This is a genomic window from Campylobacter sp. RM16188 (assembly GCF_012978795.1).
Classification (GTDB): domain Bacteria; phylum Campylobacterota; class Campylobacteria; order Campylobacterales; family Campylobacteraceae; genus Campylobacter_A; species Campylobacter_A canis.
Genome location: NZ_LIWQ01000015.1, coordinates 19,566 through 41,901, shown reverse-complemented (window position 1 = coordinate 41,901; position 22,336 = coordinate 19,566). Strand labels below are relative to the sequence as shown.

General features: G+C 38.9%; 12 protein-coding genes. 5 read left to right on the top strand and 7 right to left on the bottom strand.

All coding sequences use genetic code 11. From position 1 onward, the window contains the following. The first annotated feature begins 72 nt into the window (after nucleotides 1-72). On the top strand, nucleotides 73-5,775 hold the full coding sequence (locus CDOM16188_RS09205) for an autotransporter outer membrane beta-barrel domain-containing protein (protein WP_172201591.1): 5,703 nt from the start codon (nucleotides 73-75) through the stop codon (nucleotides 5,773-5,775). Between the two features lie 309 nt (nucleotides 5,776-6,084). Here CDOM16188_RS09205 and lpxD read toward each other — a convergent pair whose 3' ends face one another. The 3 genes from lpxD to CDOM16188_RS09190 are packed head-to-tail and all read right to left on the bottom strand — an operon-like array spanning nucleotide 6,085 to nucleotide 9,200. Continuing rightward, nucleotides 6,085-7,041, bottom strand: coding sequence for a UDP-3-O-(3-hydroxymyristoyl)glucosamine N-acyltransferase (lpxD, locus tag CDOM16188_RS09200; RefSeq protein WP_172201589.1), 957 nt, complete (start codon nucleotides 7,039-7,041; stop codon nucleotides 6,085-6,087). Further along, the gene (gene ilvN / locus CDOM16188_RS09195) at nucleotides 7,041-7,502 is read right to left on the bottom strand and encodes an acetolactate synthase small subunit (RefSeq protein WP_169941008.1); all 462 of its coding nucleotides are present in this window, start codon (nucleotides 7,500-7,502) and stop codon (nucleotides 7,041-7,043) included. The genes lpxD and ilvN overlap by 1 nt, the downstream gene beginning before the upstream one ends. 9 nt (nucleotides 7,503-7,511) lie before the next feature. Continuing rightward, nucleotides 7,512-9,200 (bottom strand): acetolactate synthase large subunit, encoded by a 1,689-nt coding sequence (locus CDOM16188_RS09190; protein ID WP_172201587.1) that lies wholly within the window; start codon nucleotides 9,198-9,200, stop codon nucleotides 7,512-7,514. 342 nt (nucleotides 9,201-9,542) lie between these two features. Between CDOM16188_RS09190 and CDOM16188_RS09185 the strand changes: the two genes are divergently transcribed. Beyond that, nucleotides 9,543-12,800 (top strand): S8 family serine peptidase, encoded by a 3,258-nt coding sequence (locus CDOM16188_RS09185; protein ID WP_172201586.1) that lies wholly within the window; start codon nucleotides 9,543-9,545, stop codon nucleotides 12,798-12,800. Between the two features lie 42 nt (nucleotides 12,801-12,842). Here CDOM16188_RS09185 and flgH read toward each other — a convergent pair whose 3' ends face one another. After that, entirely contained in the window at nucleotides 12,843-13,547 is a 705-nt protein-coding gene (flgH, locus tag CDOM16188_RS09180; protein WP_172201585.1) for a flagellar basal body L-ring protein FlgH, read from the bottom strand. 71 nt (nucleotides 13,548-13,618) lie between these two features. On the opposite strand from flgH, the gene pta reads away from it, so the two are divergent. Together pta and CDOM16188_RS09170 are read left to right on the top strand one after the other, a co-directional pair. Continuing rightward, a complete protein-coding gene (pta, locus tag CDOM16188_RS09175) occupies nucleotides 13,619-14,998 on the top strand; it encodes a phosphate acetyltransferase (protein ID WP_172201584.1) in 1,380 nt (459 codons plus the stop codon). Continuing rightward, the gene (locus tag CDOM16188_RS09170; protein WP_172201583.1) at nucleotides 14,998-16,194 is read left to right on the top strand and encodes an acetate kinase; all 1,197 of its coding nucleotides are present in this window, start codon (nucleotides 14,998-15,000) and stop codon (nucleotides 16,192-16,194) included. The genes pta and CDOM16188_RS09170 overlap by 1 nt, the downstream gene beginning before the upstream one ends. Before the next feature lie 357 nt (nucleotides 16,195-16,551). Here CDOM16188_RS09170 and CDOM16188_RS09165 read toward each other — a convergent pair whose 3' ends face one another. The 3 genes from CDOM16188_RS09165 to CDOM16188_RS09155 form a co-directional block, all read right to left on the bottom strand. Beyond that, nucleotides 16,552-17,172 (bottom strand): hypothetical protein, encoded by a 621-nt coding sequence (locus CDOM16188_RS09165; RefSeq protein WP_172201582.1) that lies wholly within the window; start codon nucleotides 17,170-17,172, stop codon nucleotides 16,552-16,554. Between the two features lie 91 nt (nucleotides 17,173-17,263). Next, the gene (locus CDOM16188_RS09160) at nucleotides 17,264-20,254 is read right to left on the bottom strand and encodes a molybdopterin-dependent oxidoreductase (RefSeq protein WP_172201581.1); all 2,991 of its coding nucleotides are present in this window, start codon (nucleotides 20,252-20,254) and stop codon (nucleotides 17,264-17,266) included. 12 nt (nucleotides 20,255-20,266) lie between these two features. Then, nucleotides 20,267-21,007: a 4Fe-4S dicluster domain-containing protein gene (locus CDOM16188_RS09155; RefSeq protein WP_172201580.1), complete on the bottom strand. Its 741-nt coding sequence runs from the start codon at nucleotides 21,005-21,007 to the stop codon at nucleotides 20,267-20,269. A gap of 154 nt (nucleotides 21,008-21,161) precedes the next feature. On the opposite strand from CDOM16188_RS09155, the gene CDOM16188_RS09150 reads away from it, so the two are divergent. Continuing rightward, complete coding sequence (locus CDOM16188_RS09150; protein ID WP_169940814.1) at nucleotides 21,162-22,229, top strand: tyrosine-type recombinase/integrase; 1,068 nt, start codon at nucleotides 21,162-21,164, stop codon at nucleotides 22,227-22,229. Nucleotides 22,230-22,336: the final 107 nt, after the last annotated feature.

Sequence of the window (22,336 nt, the reverse complement as noted above, 5' to 3'; positions counted from 1 at the left end):
TAGTCAAAATTTTGCTCATATTTACACTATTGATTGTATAATTGTTTAAAATACGTTAATAAAGGAATTTGTATGAAAGCCTGTATAAGGTGTAGTCTTGTGCTTTCGCTTATCGCGACAAGCTTACTAGTAGGAGCAGGAGAAAATATAACAATAAGCGAATCTTCCACTAGAACTGATTATGTCAACTATATATCGCATGAGGATTTTTCAACTCAAAAGTTTGAACTCTCCGGAGAAAATAATATTTTAACATGGGATGGCACACCCACTGATATTAAAAAAGAAATTTTCAGTATTACTATATCAGCAGGGAGAGATAATCCTGCCAAAAACATATTAAATTTTAATGGCAATACTACAGATAAGATAAAAGATATCTACGGAGGAAACGGAGAAGGCATCGCTAGTGAAAACACTTTAAATTTAAATGGCGGAAAACTGAATGAGGCGGCATATGGCGCTTATAGTGAGGGTGATGCGATAAAAAATACACTAAACATATTTGGAACACAATTCACTAGTAAATTGCCTGAGTTATTCGGCGGATACGGCTCAAAAGGAAATGCCAATGAAAACAAAGTAATCATAAACATAGGCGCCAAGATAAAAGCGGGTTCTACAATTTACGGCGGACGATCAAACGACTTAAATAACTCAAAAGAGGCGAACGGCAATACAGTAGAGATAAAAGGCGGAGCATTTCAAGAAAACGTCAAAATATATGCTGGACGTGCCGCACCGAAAGGACAAGCTACAGGTAATGAGGTTATCTTAAACTCGGACGGTTTGGATTTAAAAAATGCGAAAATTTACGGTGGACATACAGGTGGAAATACCGATGCCTTTACCGGCAACACCTTAAACGTAAAAAGTAAAAATATAAAAGCAGGCAGCATACATAACTTTGAGTTTTTAAATTTCTATATACCTGTTGGCTTTATACCTGCTAATGATAAAATGCTTACATTAAATACTGCTCCCGATCTATCCAGATCTAAAGTAGGCGTAGCCATGATGCACGGAGGAGTTTTAAACCGTGGAGATAATATAACTCTTATAGAGGCTACGAATGGCGACATAAAATATCCAACCGACATGACAAACCATAAAGGCAGACTGCAAGCCGGAATTTCTGCTCTTTATAGCTTTACTCTTGCAGGGGACCCTGCTAAGAAAAAGCTATTTGCCATAGTAGGTCCGCCTACAAAGTTAAAAAACCTAACCGTAAATACTGACACACCGCAAGCAGAATATGAAATATACGATACATCCGCCATAGGAAGAGAATTTAGTCTTGATGGAAGCAAAAATTCTCTTACTTGGAACGGAACACCTAATTATGTAAATGAAAATACTGGTATAAAGGCAGGATATAGTGACGCTGAGGATGTCAGCGAAAATACTTTTAATTTCAATGCCAACGATAGTTCATACATAACACATATATACGCTGGGTATTCAAATAAAAGAAACGCAATCAATAATAAGCTGTATATAACCGGCGGAAAAATACTAGCTGGAGCATATGGAGCACTTGCAGACCTAGATGCTAAAAACAACCATGTTTATATAACAGGAGGAGAATTTGATAATAGTCGTTCTACTATATACGGTGGATACTCTAGCAATAACGGAGAGGCTAGTGCAAACAGTATAACTATAACAGGTTGGGAATCTAGCAATAACAGTAAAAATGTGGATATTGTTGGAGGGTTCTCTGAAAACGGTAAAGCTATAAATAATACAGTAAATTTAAAGGCCGACGGTATTATCTTGGGAGGCATTTACGGAGGAGAAGTATCTCCTGGAAGTATGGAAGAAAATTTAATAGGCAACACACTAAACATAAGAGGCAAAAACATAACTGCCGCTGCTATTGAAAATTTTGAAAAGCTAAATTTCTACATACCTGTTGGCTTTATGCCTGCTACAGACAGGATGCTTACATTAACCGAAGCTCCTGATCTAACAAATTCTAAAATAGGCGTAGCCATGATGAAAGGCGGGGTTTTAAACAATGGAGATAAAGTTACTCTTATAGAATCTTTAGGCGATCAAATAACATATCCGGACAAAATGGAAAACAATACAGCCGAACTTCAAACGGGAATTTCAGCCAAATACAAATTTACTCTAAAAGCAGATGAGACAAAAAGAAAGCTACTTGCGGTAGTAGAACTTATCAAAAAGCTTATTATAGACACTACAACCTCTGAGGCAAAATATAAAGAGTATCAATTCGGAGATTATTTAAGCCTTGAAGGAAGCGATAATACGCTAATTTGGGACGGCACACCTACTGATCTTGCTTCAAATATAAATCTAAAAGCAGGATATAGCAATACAGGCAATGCAAACCAAAATACCTTAAATTTCAATGCAAATACTACCGATCTCATCAAAAACTTATATGGAGGAAAAGCCGACAACGGCAAAGCTCAAAATAACACTCTAAATATATCAGGCGGAAATATCGCAGGATATGCCTATGGAGGTTACGGTAAAACAGGATCTTTAAATAACACATTAAGAATTTCGGGTGGAAATTTTACTATCGATAAGCCTATTTTGTACGGCGGATACTCTGAAGGCGGAAAGGCTCAAGGCAATAATGTTATCATAGAAAATTCAGCTACTATACAAAACAATACTCTTATATATGCCGGCCAAGTAAATAATGCCTTAGAAGACGCTACAAGTAATAGCGTTACAATAAATCAAGCAAATTTTGAAGACAATATACATATCTCCGGAGGATATTCAAATAAAGCAAATGCCACAAACAATAGCGTTACAATAGCACAAGCCAAATTTGGAAATAGTAACTATATACATGGCGGATATTCGATTGAAGGCGATACGTCAGGCAATATCGTTAGTATCAATCAAGCAACATTTAAAAGCGATAGCATTATCTATTGCGGCAACTCAGAACAAGGAAACGCCATAAATAACACCGTAAATTTAAATAAAGATTCCCTTTCTTTAGGCAAAATTTTTGGCGGGTATACAAAAAATAGCGCAAGAGATCATTTTACGGGCAACGAGTTAAATATAAGAGGCAAAAATATCAGAGCAGATTATATCTATAACTTTGAAAAACTAAATTTCTATATACCGGATGGATTTAATCCCGATACCGATAAGATGCTAATCTTAAACAATGATATCGATTTAAAAAATTCCAAAATCGCAGCAGGAATGGCTATAGGCGCCTCTATGCAAAACGACGTTAGGCTAACTCTTATAAACGCCCCGCTCATAACATATCCGACCGACATAACAAACCACTATATGGATATACAGACAGGAATTTCGGCTAAATATAAATTTAATCTTGAAAAAGACCCAAACAATGAAAATTTATACGCTACATTAGGCTCACCATCTCCTCTTGTATTAAAAAATTTTGCCGTAGAAACCACAACCGCCAAAAGTGAATATAAGCGCTATTTGCAAGATAATAATTTCCGTCTTTTAGAAAGTGATAATACGCTAACATGGAACGGAACCCCTTTAGATATAACATTTGACATAGATATCTTTGCCGGATATAAATTTTACGGCAATGTATCAGATAATACTCTTAATTTTAATCAAAACAATACAAACCACATAAAAGAGATACGTGCAGGCTTTGCTTATGATGGTATTGCTATAGGCAATAAGCTAAATATTTCTAACGGAAATATAGGTATTAGCGCCATATCGGGAAGAGGTAGTAAAGGGGCTTTAAACAACACTATAAAAATTTTAGCAGGCGATTTTATTGGATTTACGAAAATTTATGCCGGTTCTTCGGAAATAAGGGATGTTATAAACAATGGTATTGAGATAGAAAACGGCACTTTTACGCAAGAAGTTGAAATTTATGCAGGATATACCCATGCAAATGCCGTTGTGTCAAATGCTATAAAGAATTATTTGGATATAAAAGATGGATCTTTTTCCGGTAAAGTTAAGATTTATTCCGGTTATTCTAAAAATGGCAGCGTTGAACAAAATTCTTTAACGATAAGTGGCGGGTCTTTTGTTGATCAGGTTGAAATTTACGGCGGATACTCCGAGTTGGGAGATGTTTCAAATAACACCATAAATATAACCGGCGGTAAATTTGCTAAGACTGTTAAGATATACGGCGGACGCTCAATAAATGGTCCTGCTATAAACAACACTATAAATTTATTAAATGCAGATAATCTGAATTCCCCTTATATATACGGTGGCTCAAGTCAAACCGATGCCTTTACAGGCAACACCCTAAATATAAAAAATAAAAATATAAATGCAAGCGATGTAAAGAACTTTGAGTTTTTAAATTTCTACATACCTGTTGGTTTTAGCGTAACAAATGACAAGATGCTTACATTAACCGAAGCTCCTGATCTAACAAATTCTAAAATAGGCGTAGCCATGATGAAAGGCGGGGTTTTAAATAGCGGTGATGAAGTAACTTTGATATATTCTGATGCCGGCATAATTTATCCAACAAAAGAGAATATGAAAAATCACAAAAATCAAATTCAAGCAGGAATTTCAGCAAAATATGATTTCACTTTAAAAGAAGATAGTGAAAAGAAAAAACTGCTGGCCAAAGTAGTTAATGAAGAAACTCCGCCGGAAAACAAACCTGAATCTGGTAAACAAGAAGACAGTAGACCAAACATAGAAAAACCAAAAGAAAACATACCCGAAGCGGATAAACCCGAAAACAACAAACCAGAAACAACCAAACCTGAAATAAATAAACCGGAAGTGGGCAAACCTGAAGATAACAATCCAGAAATAGAAAAACCAGAATCCAGTAAACAAGAAGACAGCAAACCTGGCATAGAAGAACCAAAAGAAAATATACCTGAAACAAATAGACCACATCTCCTTCCCTACCCTAAAAACGTAATCGAAACAACCATAGGGGAGCTAGGCATGCTACTATCAAGCTCTGATCTAGTATCATCCATGAGTCTTAGCACTGATAGCAACGGAGCCTTTGGCTCTACAAGCGCATCAAACACTAGACTTAAGTCAGGCTCGCACGTAGATCTAAAAAGCTTTAACGCAGCAGCGGGAGTCGCTAAAGAATTTGAAGGAAACAGTGTAGGAGCGTTTGTAGAGTTTGGTGGAGGTAAGTATGATAGCTTTAACGACTTTGACAAGATAGACGTAAGAGGTAACGGTAAGTTTAAATATATAGGTCTTGGTATAGCTACTAAGTTTAGTCTTCCAAATAACTTTTATCTAAGCTCAAGCTTTAAAGCAGGCAAGATCAAAAGCGACTATGAAAGCGATATGCCTGCTGTAACTACTCCTAAATATGAAGCTAAAAGAATCTACTATGGAATGCATTTAGGCTTAGGCAAGACGATAGATATAAGTGATATATCAAATATAGATATATACTCTAAAGTACTCTTTAATAAGCTAGGAGAAAAAGAGATAGAGGTAGATATAGTAGGAGATAGAATTCTTTTAAAACCTGCTAAATCCTTATCGGCTAAGATAGGAGCTAGATACAACCATACTATAAACGAAAGATTTGATCTTTATACAGGTGCTAGCTGTGAAAGAGAGTTTAAAGGCGAAGCTAAAGGATATAACCTAACTCATAATGTAGATATAGATAGTCCAAGCATTAAAGGAAGCACTTATAATGCAGAGATAGGTGCTAAGCTAAACAGTACAAATAACCTAACGCTAGACTTTAACCTACAAGGCATGACAGGTAAAAAAAGAGGTGTTAATGGCGGTATCGGTGTGCAGTGGAGGTTTTAAGTTTAGATAAAGAAACTTTTTAGTTTCCTTATCTAGCTAATATATACAAACAGAGGCAAATTTATCGCTTGCCTCTGTTTAAATTTCTTGTATTCATACTTCGCAAATCAAAAAATCATTAAATTTCTAATCACTAAGACAACGCAAAGCAAATTTAGAGGATTTAAAGATTAAAATCCGATTAAAAATCTTAGTATTTTTTGAATCCTAATAAATTTCCGCTTTTTATTTATTCCTAAATTTGCATAAACGAATAGAAATTTGCTCGTATAAAGAGTAAATTTAAGGCAATATACGAGCGTTTAAAATCTAATTTTTCTTAAAAAATCTTAAAATTTTAGCCTGAAGTTTGAAAAACTCGCCAAGCTCCATTATCGGATAAGCTCCTGCGTATTTCTTGCCACCTTCGATATTCTTGCCGACTCCTCCACGTGCGGCAATCTGAGCAAAATCACCGACTTTAAGATGCCCTGCCGTGCCGCTTTGCCCGCCCATCACGACGTTTCTACCAAGCTTAGTTGAGCCTGCAAGTCCTGTTTGAGCTACTATTAAGCAGCCCTGCCCCAGCTCGCAGTTGTGTCCGATTTGAACTAAATTATCTATCTTAGTGTGACGCTTGATGATGGTCGGCTCGAACACTCCGCGATCTATAGTAGTGCATGCTCCGATCTCGACAAAGTCTTCTAAAATCACGTTTCCGTTGTGATAAATTTTGATATGCTCGCCAGTTTTGGTGTGTGCGTATCCGTAGCCGTCAGAGCCGATAACGGCATTTGCGTTTATATGACACTCATCGCCGATTACGCAGTCGTTATATACGACTACATTTGGATGCAAGATGCAGTTTTTACCGATCTTTACATTATCACCCAAAAACACTCCCGACATTAGCACACTGCCCTCGCCCAGCGTTACGCCTGAGCCTATATAAACGTTTTGCATTACTTTGGCACTGGGTGAAATTTGAGTCTCTTTTGGAGAGCTTGCAAAAAGCTCTTTTGCAAAAAATTTGCTTAAAATCGCAAATGCCAAATGCGCGTTTTCAACGATTATAGCATGCGTATCATTAGGCACAAATTCCTTTAAATTTTCACCTATCAGTATAGCTCCTGCCCTAGAATTTGAAATAAATTTGGCGTTTTTTTCGCCGTCACAATAGCTTAATTCGCTACTTTTTGCATTAGCAAGCGAATTTAGTGCAGTTACTTCAAAATCATTACCTTTAAATTCAATCTCTAAAATCTTATAAATTTCACTTAGTTTCATCACATATCCATTAAAACCGACCCGCCGCGAACGATATCGGCAGGATTGTATTTTTTGATAGCTTTTAAGAAGTTATTAACCCTAATCGTATCGTCAGCCACCATAACAACGATAAAATTTTCATTTGTGTTCGCAACTATACCGTTATATGCCTTAAGTATAGCGTCAAGTCCGCCGAAATTTTCGCTTAGCGGAATTTTTACGAGCGCCATCTCTTTTTCGACAAATTCGCCTGTTTCTATTACTTTATATGTCGGTATCAATTTATGTAGTTGCTTTACGATCTGCTCTAGCACTCTTTCATCGCCCACCGTTACGATACTAAGGCGAGATAAATTTGTCTCCGGTATCGGAGCGACCGTAAGAGTATCGATATTATACCCACGTCCTGCAAAAAGCCCTGAGATACGCGAAAGCACTCCGTGTTCGTTAAGAACGATGACTGAAATTACTCTTCTTATACTCATCATTTATTCCTTGCTTTTTAGTATCATATTGTATATCGCAGCTCCCGCAGGCACCATAGGAAGCACATCTTCAAAGCGATCGACCCTAACGTCAAGCATAGCTACCTTGCCAAGCTTTATCGCTTCTTTTAGCGCATTTCTAAACTCATCTTTGGTTTTGCAGACAAACCCTACTCCGCCAAAGCCCTCTACTATCTTTACGAAATCAGGCTGGACGCTAAGATCGGTTGATGAGTAGCGCTTCTCATAAAAAAACGTCTGCCACTGGCGCACCATGCCTAAAAAGTTGTTGTTTAATATGATGTTTATAACCGCTATGCCGTTTTCTGCGGCTGTCATTAGCTCTTGGATATTCATTAGTATCGAGCCGTCGCCTGTAAAATTTATAACCGTTTTACTAGGATCTGCGCACTTTGCGCCCATTGCTGCAGGTAGTCCGTAACCCATCGTACCAAGACCTCCGCTGGTAATCAGCTGTCTTGGGCGCAAAAACGGATAAAACTGCGCCGCCCACATCTGGTGCTGTCCGACGTCAGTTGATATGATCGTATCATCGCCTGCTATCTTGGCAGTCTCTTCTATGACCCACTGCGGCTTTAAAATTTCATCGCTATCGCTGTATGCAAGCGGGTTTAGCTTGTCGTAGCGAGAGAGGATATCCTTCCAGTCTTTGATGTTTTCAGGATTTACTTCAACTCTTTGTATGAGCTCTTCAAGGACGAAATTTAGATCACCAACTATTGGAAAATGCGCGTTTACTATCTTTGAGATCGAACTTGGGTCGATATCTACGTGAATGATTTTCGCGTATCTTGCAAATTCGCTTAACTTACCGGTGATACGATCATCAAACCTAGCTCCAAGTGCGATAAGCAAATCAGCCTCGCTTAAAGCCATATTTGCGGCATAACTTCCGTGCATACCCGCCATCGCAAGCAAATTTTCATCATCATGAGATAAAATTCCAAGCCCCATTAGAGTCTCTATAGCAGGAATCCCTGTCTTTTTAGCAAATTTTCTTACAAGCTCGCTGGCATCTGAAGCCACAACTCCTCCTCCAAGGTAAAGAAGCGGTCTTTTTGCCGCAGATATCGCTTCGGCAGCCTTTTTAATCTGCTTTGCATTGCCCTTATAAGTAGGCTTATAAGTAAGCATCTTTATCTCCTCGGGATAATCAAAATTTCCCATTGCTGCGGTTATATCCTTTGGTATGTCGATATGAACGGGTCCCGGACGACCTGAGCGAGCGATATAAAACGCCTCTTTTAAAATTCTTGGAAGCTCCTCAATGCTATTTACCAAATAGTTATGCTTCACACAGGGGCGAGAAATTCCTACCGCATCAATCTCTTGAAAGGCATCCGTGCCGATAAGCGAGCTTGCAACCTGCCCGCTTATAAGCACTATAGGAATACTATCAGAATACGCCGTAGCAAGACCTGTAACGGCATTTGTAAATCCAGGACCGCTAGTAACGAAAGCTACTCCGACCTTTCCGCTTGCTCTTGCATATCCATCTGCGGCATGGACGGCGGCCTGCTCGTGGCGAACTAAAATATGCTTAAAGTATCTTTGCTTATAAGTCTCATCGTAGATATTAAGAGCCGCACCGCCAGGATATCCGAAAACTATATCAACACCCTCTTTATATAGTGCTTCGCTAATCATCTGCGAGCCATTTAACTCTTTCATTTTTTTGCCCTTGCCTTGAAATTTACACTTTATTATATCTTTAAAAATTTTAAAAATAGATGATATGTTCAAAAAAACCGTAATTATAGTCTTTAAAAATAATAGAATAAAATTTCTAAATTATATTAAAATAAAAGTTAATTTAAAAAATTCAGTTTAATTTTAATAATATAAAAAAGTAACTAAATTATAGATATATTTCTTAAGATTTAAATTACAAAAAGTGTATTGCAAAAAAATATAACAATAAATCGACAATATATTTTAAATAAATTAATTAATATTAAAGATTAATATTTATATAATTTTATCGATTTTTTACTTTTTAAAGAAAGGATACTCATGAGATTAGAATTTAGTTGTGCTGCACGCACTAACAAAATCGCACTATCAATTTTTGCTTGTATGTTTTTGGCAAGCAGTGCAAACGCTTACAAAGAAATGGGTGTTTTAGGAAACACTTCAAGTTGGGAAAGCGATGAGTATAAAAAAGACTGGGGTCTTAGCTCAATGGATTCCTCCACCGCTTATGCTATGGGTTTTAATGGGGGCGGAGTAAAAATAGGAGTCATGGACTCGGGCATGCTTATGTCTCACCCGGAATTTCAAGACGGTAGATTTTCTACCATTAAAAGCATAGGAGAATACAGCAAGAACGGCATGCGCTATCCTGACACACAGTATGGAAATTCCCCATTCAAAAAAGGCTCTAGCTCTGATTATGATAAATCAAATAAAGGTGAATTTAAAAAAGGAGAGTCATTTAACATAGGCGGAGAGTGGATAGCGGGCATAAACGACTCTCACGGTACTCATGTCGGTGGTACAATGGCAGCTAGCAGAAACGGTAGCGGGATGCACGGAGTTGCCTTTGGCTCAAAATTATATTCTGCCAACACCGGCGGTAACGATGGAATGACCTATGGACCAAACCAAGATTATAACTTCTTTTTAAAAGGCTATACTGCACTAGCCGATGCCGGTGTCAGAGTTATTAATAACAGCTGGGGGTCAAACAGAAAAGTAAATTCGGCATATCCCGGAGCAACCGGCTGGAAAATAGAATATTTAAGAGACAGTTCCGGAAAATACATTAGAAATCCTGACGGAAGCGTTAAATTTAAAATACACAAAACAAACGATCCTAAAGACCATATGGATCTTAAAGATCTTGATTCGGCTAAAAAAGCATACTATCAGTTTGTGGTTTCGGGAGAAAAAAGCTTTGTAGATGCGGCTTACGAAGTGGCAGTTAATAGACAAATCATTCAAGTATTTACCGCAGGAAATAGAGATAATATGGAAGAATCTTTTACTCGTTCTATGCTTCCATATTTTAGACCTGATGCGGAAAAGTATTGGATTAACGTAACCGGACAAAAAGAAAATGACGGACAAAGATTTAATCTTGCGGGACATTCTAAGTGGTGGACTATAGCTGCACCCGGCATGAACATTTACTCCTCTATAGTTGATATAAAAACAGGCAAATCCGACTACGCCAGCTGGGGAGGCACATCCATGGCTGCTCCTCACGTATCAGGAGCACTAGGAGTAATTTTTTCTCGCTATACATATATGAGTGCGGATCAAGTCCATGATACGATGCTAACAAATACTAGACAAACTCAGAAAAATACATCAACTCCGCTTGAAGGATGGACTTCGGCACTAGGTACGCCTGATGCAAGATGGGGTTGGGGTATCCTTGATCTTGGTAAATCAATGTTTGGCCCAGGACAATTTTTAGGAAAATTTGATGTTAGTATGGAAGTGGATGATATCTGGTCAAACAACATTTTGGATGTAGCAATCAAGCATAGAAAAACGGAAGATGACAATGAAGCTGCGACTTGGAACGCAAGGAAGGCTTTACTTAATGCAAAAGCTTCTTTAACGGCTGAAGAAAAAGCCGAGATGGTGTTTGAAACGGCAAGAGAAAAAGCAAGAGCTCAAAGAGCGACGGAAGGATATGAAGGCTCGCTTGTTAAAAGAGGAAGTGGCACGCTTACTTTAGTCGGAGATAATACCTTTACGGGAAATACCACTATCTACGGAGGTAAAATTTCAGCCTTAAATCAATCTTTAACAAAAAGCAATGTAGTCGTAGAAAATGGCGGCTCGCTTGAAATTTTAAAAGAAAGAAAATACTATGTTCCTTCAAGCACAGGCTGGAAAGAGGTAACTAAAACAAGCACATCAGATGTCGTAACGGCAACTATAAATAATGGCGGTGCGTTTTTGCTTACTAGACCAGGAAGTGCGAACGTAAATGTAACTTTCAAAGACGGTTCTCTCGTAGGAATATCTGAAAATGCCGATGAATTAGTCGAACTAATGAAGTCTCCTTCATTAACTAGAGGCTATAGCGCTCAAGGAGTATTTATCGGGTATGAAAAGACAAAATTTGCTAAAGAGTATGCGTTTTTTAACCTCACAAAAGAATTTGCAAATGATAAATTAAAAATCAATGTAAAGAAAAACTCAAAGCAAATGGGAGATTTTGCCGCTTCGTCAAATCAAAAAGAAGTTGCAAATTTCATAGAGCAATCAGCGATTTTAGCTCCTTCAAATGCTAGTGTCGGATTTAGATCTGTGGCTAGAAACAATCTTAAAACAAGCGATCTATATAGAAATTTACTTTTTGCTACACCTGACCAAGCAAAAGCTACATTTAAGACGCTTGCAAACGATGGAAATTTTGCCGCACAAAACACATCTGTTTTAAATAGCATTTTACTTAGAAATTCTATCTCAGGGCACAAAGCGAATATAAATGCCGTAAATACCAACGACACATATAGCGGACTATCTTTTTGGACTACAACCATAGCCCACAACTTCAAATACAATAGCGTTGATGCCAAATCTCAAACATTTGGTCAAATCTTTGGCGCAGACGGCATGGCAAGCGATAACACAAGATTTGGCGGTGTGCTTGGACTAAGCAAAACACTGACAAAAATAGACGGCGAAAAAGACTATAAAGTTCTAAACTCAAATTTCGGTATCTACACTCAAACCGACATAAGTGACTTTAAGCTAAACACTATGGCAACTTACACGATGGGCAAACGCCATAAAGAAAGCAGCTCCAGCATAGTCGAGTATGTATCAAACACAAAAACCAAAAATAAAGAGGCTATCGCAATGGTATATGCAGATATTAGCCATAAAGGCATAGAGTCGGCAAATTTCGCTCTTTCACCTTATGTAGGATTTGGTTATATAAATGCAAGAGTTAAAACAAGCGAGCAACAAATAGGTGTTTATACCATGACTACAAGTAAAGATAACAGAGATGTTACCGTAGCTACTATAGGTATAAAACCAAGCTATGCTTTTGGTATTTTTAATGCAAATGCAAATATAGCTTATAATAGACTATTTGGTCAAAAAGCTCCTAGCACAACCGTAGGATTAGGAGCAAACGGTAGCATAGGACTAGAAGGAGAAAGACTAACCGATCTAACTACTATAGATGCCGGTTTAGAAGCGAAAATATTTAAAAACGGTTCCGTTAGACTATCTTACATAGGAGCTTTTGGAGATAATGTCAAATCAAACGGTTTAAATGCTAAATTTAGCTTTATGTTTTAATTAAATACAAAATAGCCCTCGAAATTTGAGGGCTATTAAATTTTAAAAAGGCCAAATAGCCTCCATAAGCTTCGTTCCCCACGGCTTTCTCGTTGATTTATCCACATCGCCTTCGGTTTTATATAAAATTTTTGCGTCCGCGATATATTTTGAGTCTATTTCATTAGAATTTGATATATCATAAGGTCTTATTACGCCGCTTAGTTGCACTATCTGCTTTTCGCCGTTAAGCAGTAGCTCGCGCGAGCCTTCGATGAAGTAGTTGCCGTTTTCAAGCACTTTAATAATGCGAGCCGATATGGTTGTCTTAAAGCTTTCGGTGCGAGAACTCAAAGCTCCTCCGCTAAATTGATTTTTAGTGCCCGCTTTAAAGCCTATATCGCCGAATTTGTTTAACTGATCCGCCGCGTGAGAAAGAGGCGAAGATCCTGCGGTAAACACCCCTCCTCCAAGCCCTATGGTGCTGTCTTTATTAGTGTTTCGTTTACCTGTGGAGCTTTGGTTTGCACTCTCGCTTATTACTACGGTTACGATATCATTTACGTTCATAGCCTTTCTATCTGAGAATAAAGGATTATCCCCTCGTCCAAAAAGACTACCCGTATTTGGCTGATTATTTATCTGCTTGGCGGGAAGCTGCTCTACATATACGGGCGGCTTCATGTCTATTTTAGGATCGGCGCTCGGCACACATCCGCTAAAAATCAGTCCGATACAAGCCATAGATAAATAAAATTTAGCTTTCATAAAATTTAACCTTAGTATAGATATTTATGATAAAATTAAGCAATTAAAGTTCCACTAATTAAGGAAAAAAGATGAAAACCGATAGGATTTATCTACTAACTGCTAATTTTTCAAAAATTTATGAAATTATATCAGCAAAATTTAAAAATATAACGATTTTTGAGCCTATCGGCGGATTTGTAAGCATTGAAGAGGCGATTTTGGCCTTTAGAGAAGATAGAGAAAAAGAGCTGATAAAAGATATCATAAAAGAATTTGATAGACTTAAAAAAGAGTACGAATTTATCGCGATTAGAGGATGTGAAGCATTTGGAAATATCGGCAAATTCGAGCTAAATTTAATGCTTGCCAAGCACCTTAACGCTCCTGTTTATTGCACCGAGAATTTAAAAGCGATAAACAAAAACTCAAAGCTCTTTATAAGTTCAAATTTGGATGAAATTTTAGCTTATAAACAAGACATTAGCACTCCTTATAAATTCGAAAAAGAGCTTGTAGATAAGGCAAAATCAGATAAAAAAACCATAGTTTTGCCTGAAAGCGCCGATGAGCGGATATTAAAGGCTAGCGAGCTTTTAATAAAAACGCAAGCGGTGAATTTAATCCTACTTGGAGATGAGAGCGGGATTAAAACCGAGGCAAAGAGTCTTGGCGTAAATTTAGAAGGAATAAAATTCATAAATCTAGACAAAAACGAGTATCAAGATAGCTTCGCAAGCAAACTTCATGAACTTAGAAAGCACAAGGGCGTAACGCTTGAAAAAGCAAAAGAGATGATTTTAGACAAAACTTACTTTGGCACCATGATGGTTCAAACAGACTTGGCCGACGCCATGGTAAGCGGAGCCATAACCACCACCGCCGATACCATACGCCCCGCATTTGAAATCATAAAGACAAAACCTCAAACACCGCTTGTATCAAGCTCGTTTGTGATGTGTATGGATGAAGAAATTTTAATCTACGCAGATTGTGCGATAAATCCAAAGCCCGACGCGCAAACTCTGGCTAGGATAGCGATTGATTCGGCTAATACCGCTAGCTACTTCGGGCTTAAACCTAGAGTCGCCCTGCTTTCATACTCTACGGGAGATAGCGGATACGGTGAAGATGTGGATTTGGTTCATGCGGCACTTAAGATAGCAAAAGAGCTTGAGCCAAATTTAGTCATCGACGGACCTATGCAATATGACGCGGCCATCGACATGCAAGTAGCCAAAAAGAAGCTGCCAAATAGTGACGTAGCCGGCAGAGCAAATGTATTTGTATTTCCAAATTTAAGCTGCGGCAACATCGGATATAAGATAGCTCAACGCAGCGCAAACTGCATCGCCATAGGACCGCTTTTGCAAGGACTTAAAAAACCCGTAAACGACCTAAGCAGAGGGTGTTCGGTAGAAGATATAGTAAATACGGTTTTAATCACCGCCATACAAGCAGGAGGCAAATAGTGAAAATTTTAGTTTTAAACTCCGGTAGCTCATCTATAAAATTTCAGCTTTTTGATATGAGCAACAACAACGCAATCGCGACGGGACTTATCGAGCGCATAGGAGAAAGCAACTCTTATGCCAAATTAAAAGATACAAAAACAGACAACATTTACGAAGAAAAGCTGGCGATCAAAGATCACCACGAGGGTCTTGAGATCATGAATAGGCTATTTGCGGTATCAAATATCTTGCACAACCTAAGCGAGCTTGACGGCATAGGGCACAGGATAGTTCACGGCGGAGAGAGTTTTAGCGCTTCAGCCAGAATTGATAGCGAAGTAATCGCTAAAATCGAGCAAAATTCAGCCCTAGCTCCGCTTCATAACCCGGGACACCTAGCAGGCATAAGAAACGCCATGAAAGAAAGCGGCGAAAACGTCCCTCATGTGGCGGTTTTTGATACGGTATTTCATCAAAGTATGCCTGAATTTGCTTACAGATACGCACTGCCTTATGATCTAGCCAAACGCTTGCATATACGCAAATATGGCTTTCACGGCACCTCTCATCACTACGTTACCAAAACCGCAGCCAAAATGCTTGGCATGGAGTATGAGAATTTTAACGCCATATCGCTTCATCTTGGCAACGGCGCTTCGGTTTGTGCAGTTAAAGAGGGTAAAAGCGTAGATACTTCGATGGGACTTAGCCCGCTTGAAGGTCTTATAATGGGCACAAGAAGCGGGGATATGGATCCTGCGATCATCACTTATCTGCTAAATTTAGGCGAACTAAAGGCTAATGAAATCGATACTTTTTTAAACAAAAAGAGCGGGCTTCTTGGAATTTGCGGTTCAAACGATATGCGCGAAGTCGTTGCTAAAATGGAGCATGACGAGAGAGCTCATCTTGCTTTTGAGATGTTTTGCTACCGTATCAAAAAATACATAGGAGCTTACTACGCCGTGCTTGGACGCGTTGATGCGCTTATATTTACAGGCGGTATCGGTGAAAACGCACCAAATACAAGAAGTAAAATTTGTAGCGAGCTACCGCACCTTGGTATCAAGATAGATCACGAGCTAAATTTCGCTAGATCAAGCGGCGCAAGATGTGTTGATGATAAAGAGGCGGTCATAAAAACGCTGATAATACCGACGAACGAGGAACTAGAAATAGCGCTTGAGACAAAAAGAGTGATAGAAAACAGTTAAAATAATGCGCAAATTTAAGCATTATTTTTTCTTATATGGTATTAAATATGTTAAAAAAGCAGAAACTATTAAGTATAGGACAGTTCCTATAGCAACCGAAACCAAAAATGTGCCGTCAGCATTTGAAAACAACATTTCTTGTGTAAAATGAGCAAAAACTATTACAATAACGGGAGATAGAAAAGTGATATTCTCTACCAAAAAAGTAAAAAACCCTGATGGCTTAAATTCGCTCTTGCAGTTTTCGCAAACTAAATTCTTTTTTACGAATAGATCTTTAAATTTAGATATCTTCTTTATCTTATTGCTGCAGTTTGGGCATTTAAAATATAGCAAGCTCATACAAATTTCCTAAATTTAAACCTGTTTTTCATCACGCTTTGCTTTCTTTTTCTTTTTTACTTTTGGCGGTTTAACAAATTTAGGTTTTGTAAAATCTCTACGGTTTAAAAACCATACTATAAGCAGTAAAAAGACGGCTATCTTTATACATGCATATATCAAATTTCTATCTTTTTGCGGCGTTTTAAGCTCCTCTTCATAGTCATACTCTATATGAATTTTACCGTTTTCATCTTCTAGCTGAAGGATATCTTCTCCTAAAGGCATAGTCTTACTATATATAGTTACTCTTTTACCTATAACAGGTTCATAAATTTTCTTATCTCTCTTATCTATATGGTAACGCATATAGCCACCCTTATCGGACTTTACTATGAGCTTACCTTCTCCTTTTAACCAGTAATTTGCCGCCTCTACTAAGCCTGTTGTTTTAGTAAGCTCATTTAATGGCTTAAAGTCGCTATAAAAAATCATATTTTTTATAACAACAATAATCATAAAAAAACAAGCAAAAACCAAAACCATCAAAGAAGCAGATGTAAGAGTTCTTAAAAATGAGCCGTTGCCTTTAAAAGGTCTTTGTATGAAGACTATAAACAGATATGAGGATATGATTTTTTCTTTAAGTTTTTCCAAGATGATTCCTGTTTGCTTTTTAAAAGAGATATTTTACTATGTATTTAAGAAATTTAGGCTAGCCAAGATAGCTAGCCTAGCGCCTAAAAGGCTAAATTTTATAGATATTTGCAGGTAAAGCTTGTCTAGCGCAGGTTCCTACAAGCCAGTCGTTAAGGCTAAATTTGCCTTTGCGTTTTGGATCAAGCAGTCCTAATAGGTTGTGATTTATACCCACTTCGGTTCCTTCTATCCTGAGTGCCGGTTTGCCGTCTATATAGTGAGTCCTAGCGCCAAATTCTGTATGACCAAAGCCATGCTCAAGACTTATGACGCCTTTTGCAACGCCGTTTGTTACAAATGCCGTGCCTTTTGCGCTTGCGTATGGAGTTACGACTTTAACCTCATCGCCCGTTTTGATATCCTGCTCTTTTGCTATATCTTCGCTGATACGCACGAAATTTACGGGATGTATGCTTCTCATCCTATCGCTCATTATAGTGTAGTAGTGCTGCGCGTTTGATTTTTTCGAGCTTACCAGATACTTCCACTCGGATTTCGGGAAGAATTTTTCAAGCGGAGTTCCGTCGCTTGCCACAGGCTTCATCAGCGTAGGCGTACCCGGCATGTATTCGCCCGTGATAGAGTGGCGATGTCCGCCAAGCGGCTCGTAGTATATAGAGGCAGGATTTGGCGCAGGCACTTTTACAGTCGCCTTATCACCCTTATATGCAGTCGTATAATCATCGTATCTTCCGCCTTTTGCAAGTACGTGAGCGACCTTTGCCACCTCTTCTTTTTTGAGGTATTTTTCTATTTTTGGCATAACTCTGTGAATTTTACTAAGCTCGGCATCTTCTTTGCTAATGTCGCTTACCGCTTCGCCGTCAAAGGCTAAATTCGCAAGTGCGGCAGCATAAAACTGCTCTTTATTATCTAAATCCATAGCATTGCCGTCTTTATCTTTAAAGGCACCCTTGCCAAAACCTTTTAGTCCAAGCTTCTTAGCGATAGTGATATAAAATAGCTCGACATCTATCGGTGTGCCGTTTTTATCCTTATCTTGTCTTGGAGTTACCGCAGGATAGCGCACGACTGAAGTTTTGGTTATAGTTCCCCAAAGTGCGTTTGGCATACCCCAGTTTTCTAAATTTAACCCGTCAGGCACTATGTAGTCGGCATACGCGTTAGTTTCATTCATAAATGCGTCTATACCGATGAAAAGCGGCAGATCGCGACTATCTTTTAGAGAGTCTTTCACCGCCGTTTCAAGTCCCGCTTGTCCGTAGATGACGTTTGTCATGTAGTTTATAAAAATTTTAGCCTTATAAGGATATCCGACAGCATGACTTGTAAGAGTTTCATTTATAAGCGGCATAGAGATAGGATACCAAGGTTGAGTCGCAGGATAGCCCGTGCCTCCGGCTGCTACTTTGCGCTTAAATTCCGAGCTTGTCTCGTAGTATTTGCCGGAGCGGGACAAATTCACACCGCTTGGCTTATATGCGCCCTCAAATTTCTCAAGCTCATATCTGCCGCTCATAAATTTATGCGTGCCTGCGCTTGCGTTTACGTTTCCGCCTTTGTAGCCGTAAGTGCCCATGAGTGTATTTAAGCAAAGTATCGCGTAAGTACTCATTGCAGCTTGCGTATGCATCATGCCGCCGTGCACGTTCGTGCTTACTTGGCGACCGTTTTTTGTGAAATTTTCACAAAGCCAAAGTATATCGTCCATACTTACACCACAAAGCTCTGAATACTCTTTCATGGTGTGCTTGAAGGCTGATTCTTTAAGAAGCTGCATAGAGCTTTTTACGGCTACTTTTTTGCCCTCTATTTCTATCTTGCCTTTGTAGTAGAGTTTAGCAGGCTCATTTACTTTATAGCTTTGGATTTTACCGCTTTGCGAGCATACTTGCCACTCGTCATTAACTCGCGCAAATTTGCCGTAGTCTTTATGTCCTTTTTGAGTTATGACTAGGTGAGTTGCGTTGCACCAGTGAATTTCACCAGCCAGCTTGGCTTGCTCCAAATTTGGCTGGATGAGGTAGTTTGTAGCGTATTTTTCATTTTCGATTATCCATCTTATCATCGCCATAGCAAGCGCTGAATCCATGCCGGGCTTTATGCCTATCCAGCGAGCCTTATCACTTGTGGCGTATTTGATGGAATTTGAAACCGTCGGATCGATAACCGCGTAAGTAAATCCGTTATCCGAGCTTCTTGCATAAGACACCATCTTAGCTTGCTTTTGGAAAGGATTTCCGCCATTGCCGGGTGCCGTTCCCCAGTAAATGCTAAATTTAGAGTGCTCGTAATCAGGCTTAGTATGAGCAAATCCACCCGCATTGTGAGCTATCTTACCACCCGCTCTAAATCCGCCGCCGCAAATTCCTCCGTGCGAGTAGTGATTAACGGTGCCAAATGACTTTTTCATAAATCTATCAACAATATCGCTTCTACCGTCATATAAATAAAAGCTTAAGAGCTGGTTGCGCTTGGTGCCGTATTCGGGATTTTCGGGATCGATTAGCTCATCGGAGTAGATAGCGCGAAGACCGTCTACGTGTCCTTCTCCAAAGAGATCGCCACCCTCGACAACCTCTTCTATGAGCTGCTCAAAGCTGATAGTCTGCCACTTGCCCTCGCCTCTTTTGCCAACTCTTTTAAGCGGAGAAAGAATCCTAATCGGCGAATAAAGCATCTCAGGAAGCATAGCGCCCCTAACGCAAACGGTAGCCCGCTGATCGTCATTGCCGCTTCTGGTTGTAGCTATTAGCGCATCGTTTATAGAGGTGTTGTAAGGCATCCAGTGGAAATTTGCAAGCGGATGGAATGGATTTCCCACCGAGCGAAGAACGCGATCATTTTTATCGTCTATATGAAGCCTAAGACCGCATTTTGTGGTGCACCCGTGACACATAGAAAATACTATCGAGTGCCCTTCATTCATCACGACTTTACCGTCTATTACTTTAAATTCCGGTTCATGGGAATTTCCTTGAATCTTATAATCATCTATCTTTTCATCTTTATTTGCAACGGCAGCCACAGGAAGAGCCGAGGCAATCATAGCTTTTTTAATAAAATCTCGTCTTTGCATCTTTAGCTCCTCTTAAAGTGTTATCTCTTCGTTCCAATGAACGACTCGTTTATAGCCTGCTTCCTTCTCCGCTTCTACGTCGTTTTTGGTTAAAACCTCGCTAACTCCGTAGTAAAACACCTGCGGATTTGTATTTTTCGGACTATCTATAACCATAGTCTCGTGAGTTGCTAAAAATTTTCTGATATTTGAATTTGGATCGTTTAAATCGCCCATTATACGGCTTCCGCCTACACAAGTTTCCACACAGCTTGGAAGAAGTCCCGCACGAAGTCTATGATCACAGAATGTGCATTTATCGGCTTTTAGAGTAGTTGAATTAAAATATCTTGCGTGATACGGACAGGCCTCAACGCAAAGCGCGCAGCCTATGCACTCGCTACTGTTTATCTTAACGATACCGTTGCTTCGTTGATGACTTGCGCCGGTTGGACACATATCGATACAAGCAGGGCTTTCGCAGTGATTGCAAAGTCTTGGAAGTGAAGCCATAGCAGCTCTTTTGCCGTCTTTTGCGTAAGCTTCATATTCTGAAACTATAGTTCTAAACATCCCTGCGGGAACGTCATTTTCCATAGCACAGTTCATAGTACAGGATTGACATCCGATACAGCGCGTAAGGTCTATCACCATACCAAAGCGCTCCCCTTTACCCTCTTCAAACTTAGTCGGTGCGGCTTTTAAAGCGGTAGCCGCGACAAACAGTCCCGCAGTAGCCATAAAACTGCGACGCGAATTACAGGTTGATTGCATTCTTTTCCCCTTTATCAAAAAAGTTTAAAACTTGAGAAATTTAACATAAATTAACTTAAAGTTATTGTTAAATTTAACTTTTTATTTTAATTGTATTTTCAGGTGTATAAATTTGATATAATTTCCATTATTTAAAATTTGGCAAGGAAAACATTTGAAATACCCGCTTGATTGTAAAGATAGTTTTGAAAAGTCATTTCTTTTTTGGCTAACGAGATACGTTAAATTTAAGCTAAGTTCGCTTTCAAACAAAGAGCTAAGAGATCCAAAAGCTCTTGCTAGCGTAAATTATTCCTTAAGTCGTAGCGTAAGGAGTATAAACGAGCTTGACGGACTTGTAAAATCAGCCAGAAACGCTGGGCTTACCGGCATAAATACTTATTTTAACCCGCTTAAAAAAATTTATGAGACGCTTTGCTTTTACGAGCTTGAGAGCTTAAAACAGATAGACGAAGAACTTTTAAGCGAAATTTTAGCTAGCACGACAGGCGGACTAAGCGATGCAAGTAAGAAAAACTACAGAATTTCGGTTATAAATTTCTTTTCGTTTTTAGATAAGCAAAACGAAGAGGACGGCAGAGCCCATATATACGATATCTCGCTTAAAAACTGGGGCGGCATAAGCGGAACGCGGGGACAAAAACTGCCTGAATTTATGAGCGAAGAGGAAGTTAAGAGGTTTTTAGAAGCTATCGAAAATAGCGACTTTAAGGTAAATACAAACAGAAACAAGCTCATCATAAAGACGATAATATTTACGGGAATTCGCGTAAGCGAGGCTCTGAATTTAAAGCGCAAGGATATAACGGAAGATGGCGATTTATACACTATAAGAATTCGCGGCAAAGGCAACAAATACAGAATAGTAATGATAAAGCGCCATCTTATCGAAGCTCATCTTGACGCGATAGCGATAAACTATATAAACAAAGAAGGATATCTCTTTATAAACAAAAAAGGTACGCGCCTAACGCAAGCTTACGTAAGCAGGATAGTGGAGCAAATTTTGTTTAAAGCAGGAATTCGCAAGGAAAAAAACGGCGCTCACATGCTTCGCCACACCTTTGCGACAATGTTATATAAAAAGCAAAAAGATCTCGTCTTAGTCCAGGAAGCACTCGGGCATGCAAGCTTAAATACATCGCGAATTTATACGCACTTTGATAGCGAGAAGCTAAAGCTGGCAGCCCAAATCGCAGAGGATATGAATTCAAAAAATTAAGATAAGCTAAAGCTTAAAACAGCTTTGAAGTATATAAATATTTGACTTAAGTTTCATTAGAAAAGCTGTTTGTGTCGCAAATTTTACTGCAAGTTATCGCGACTAAT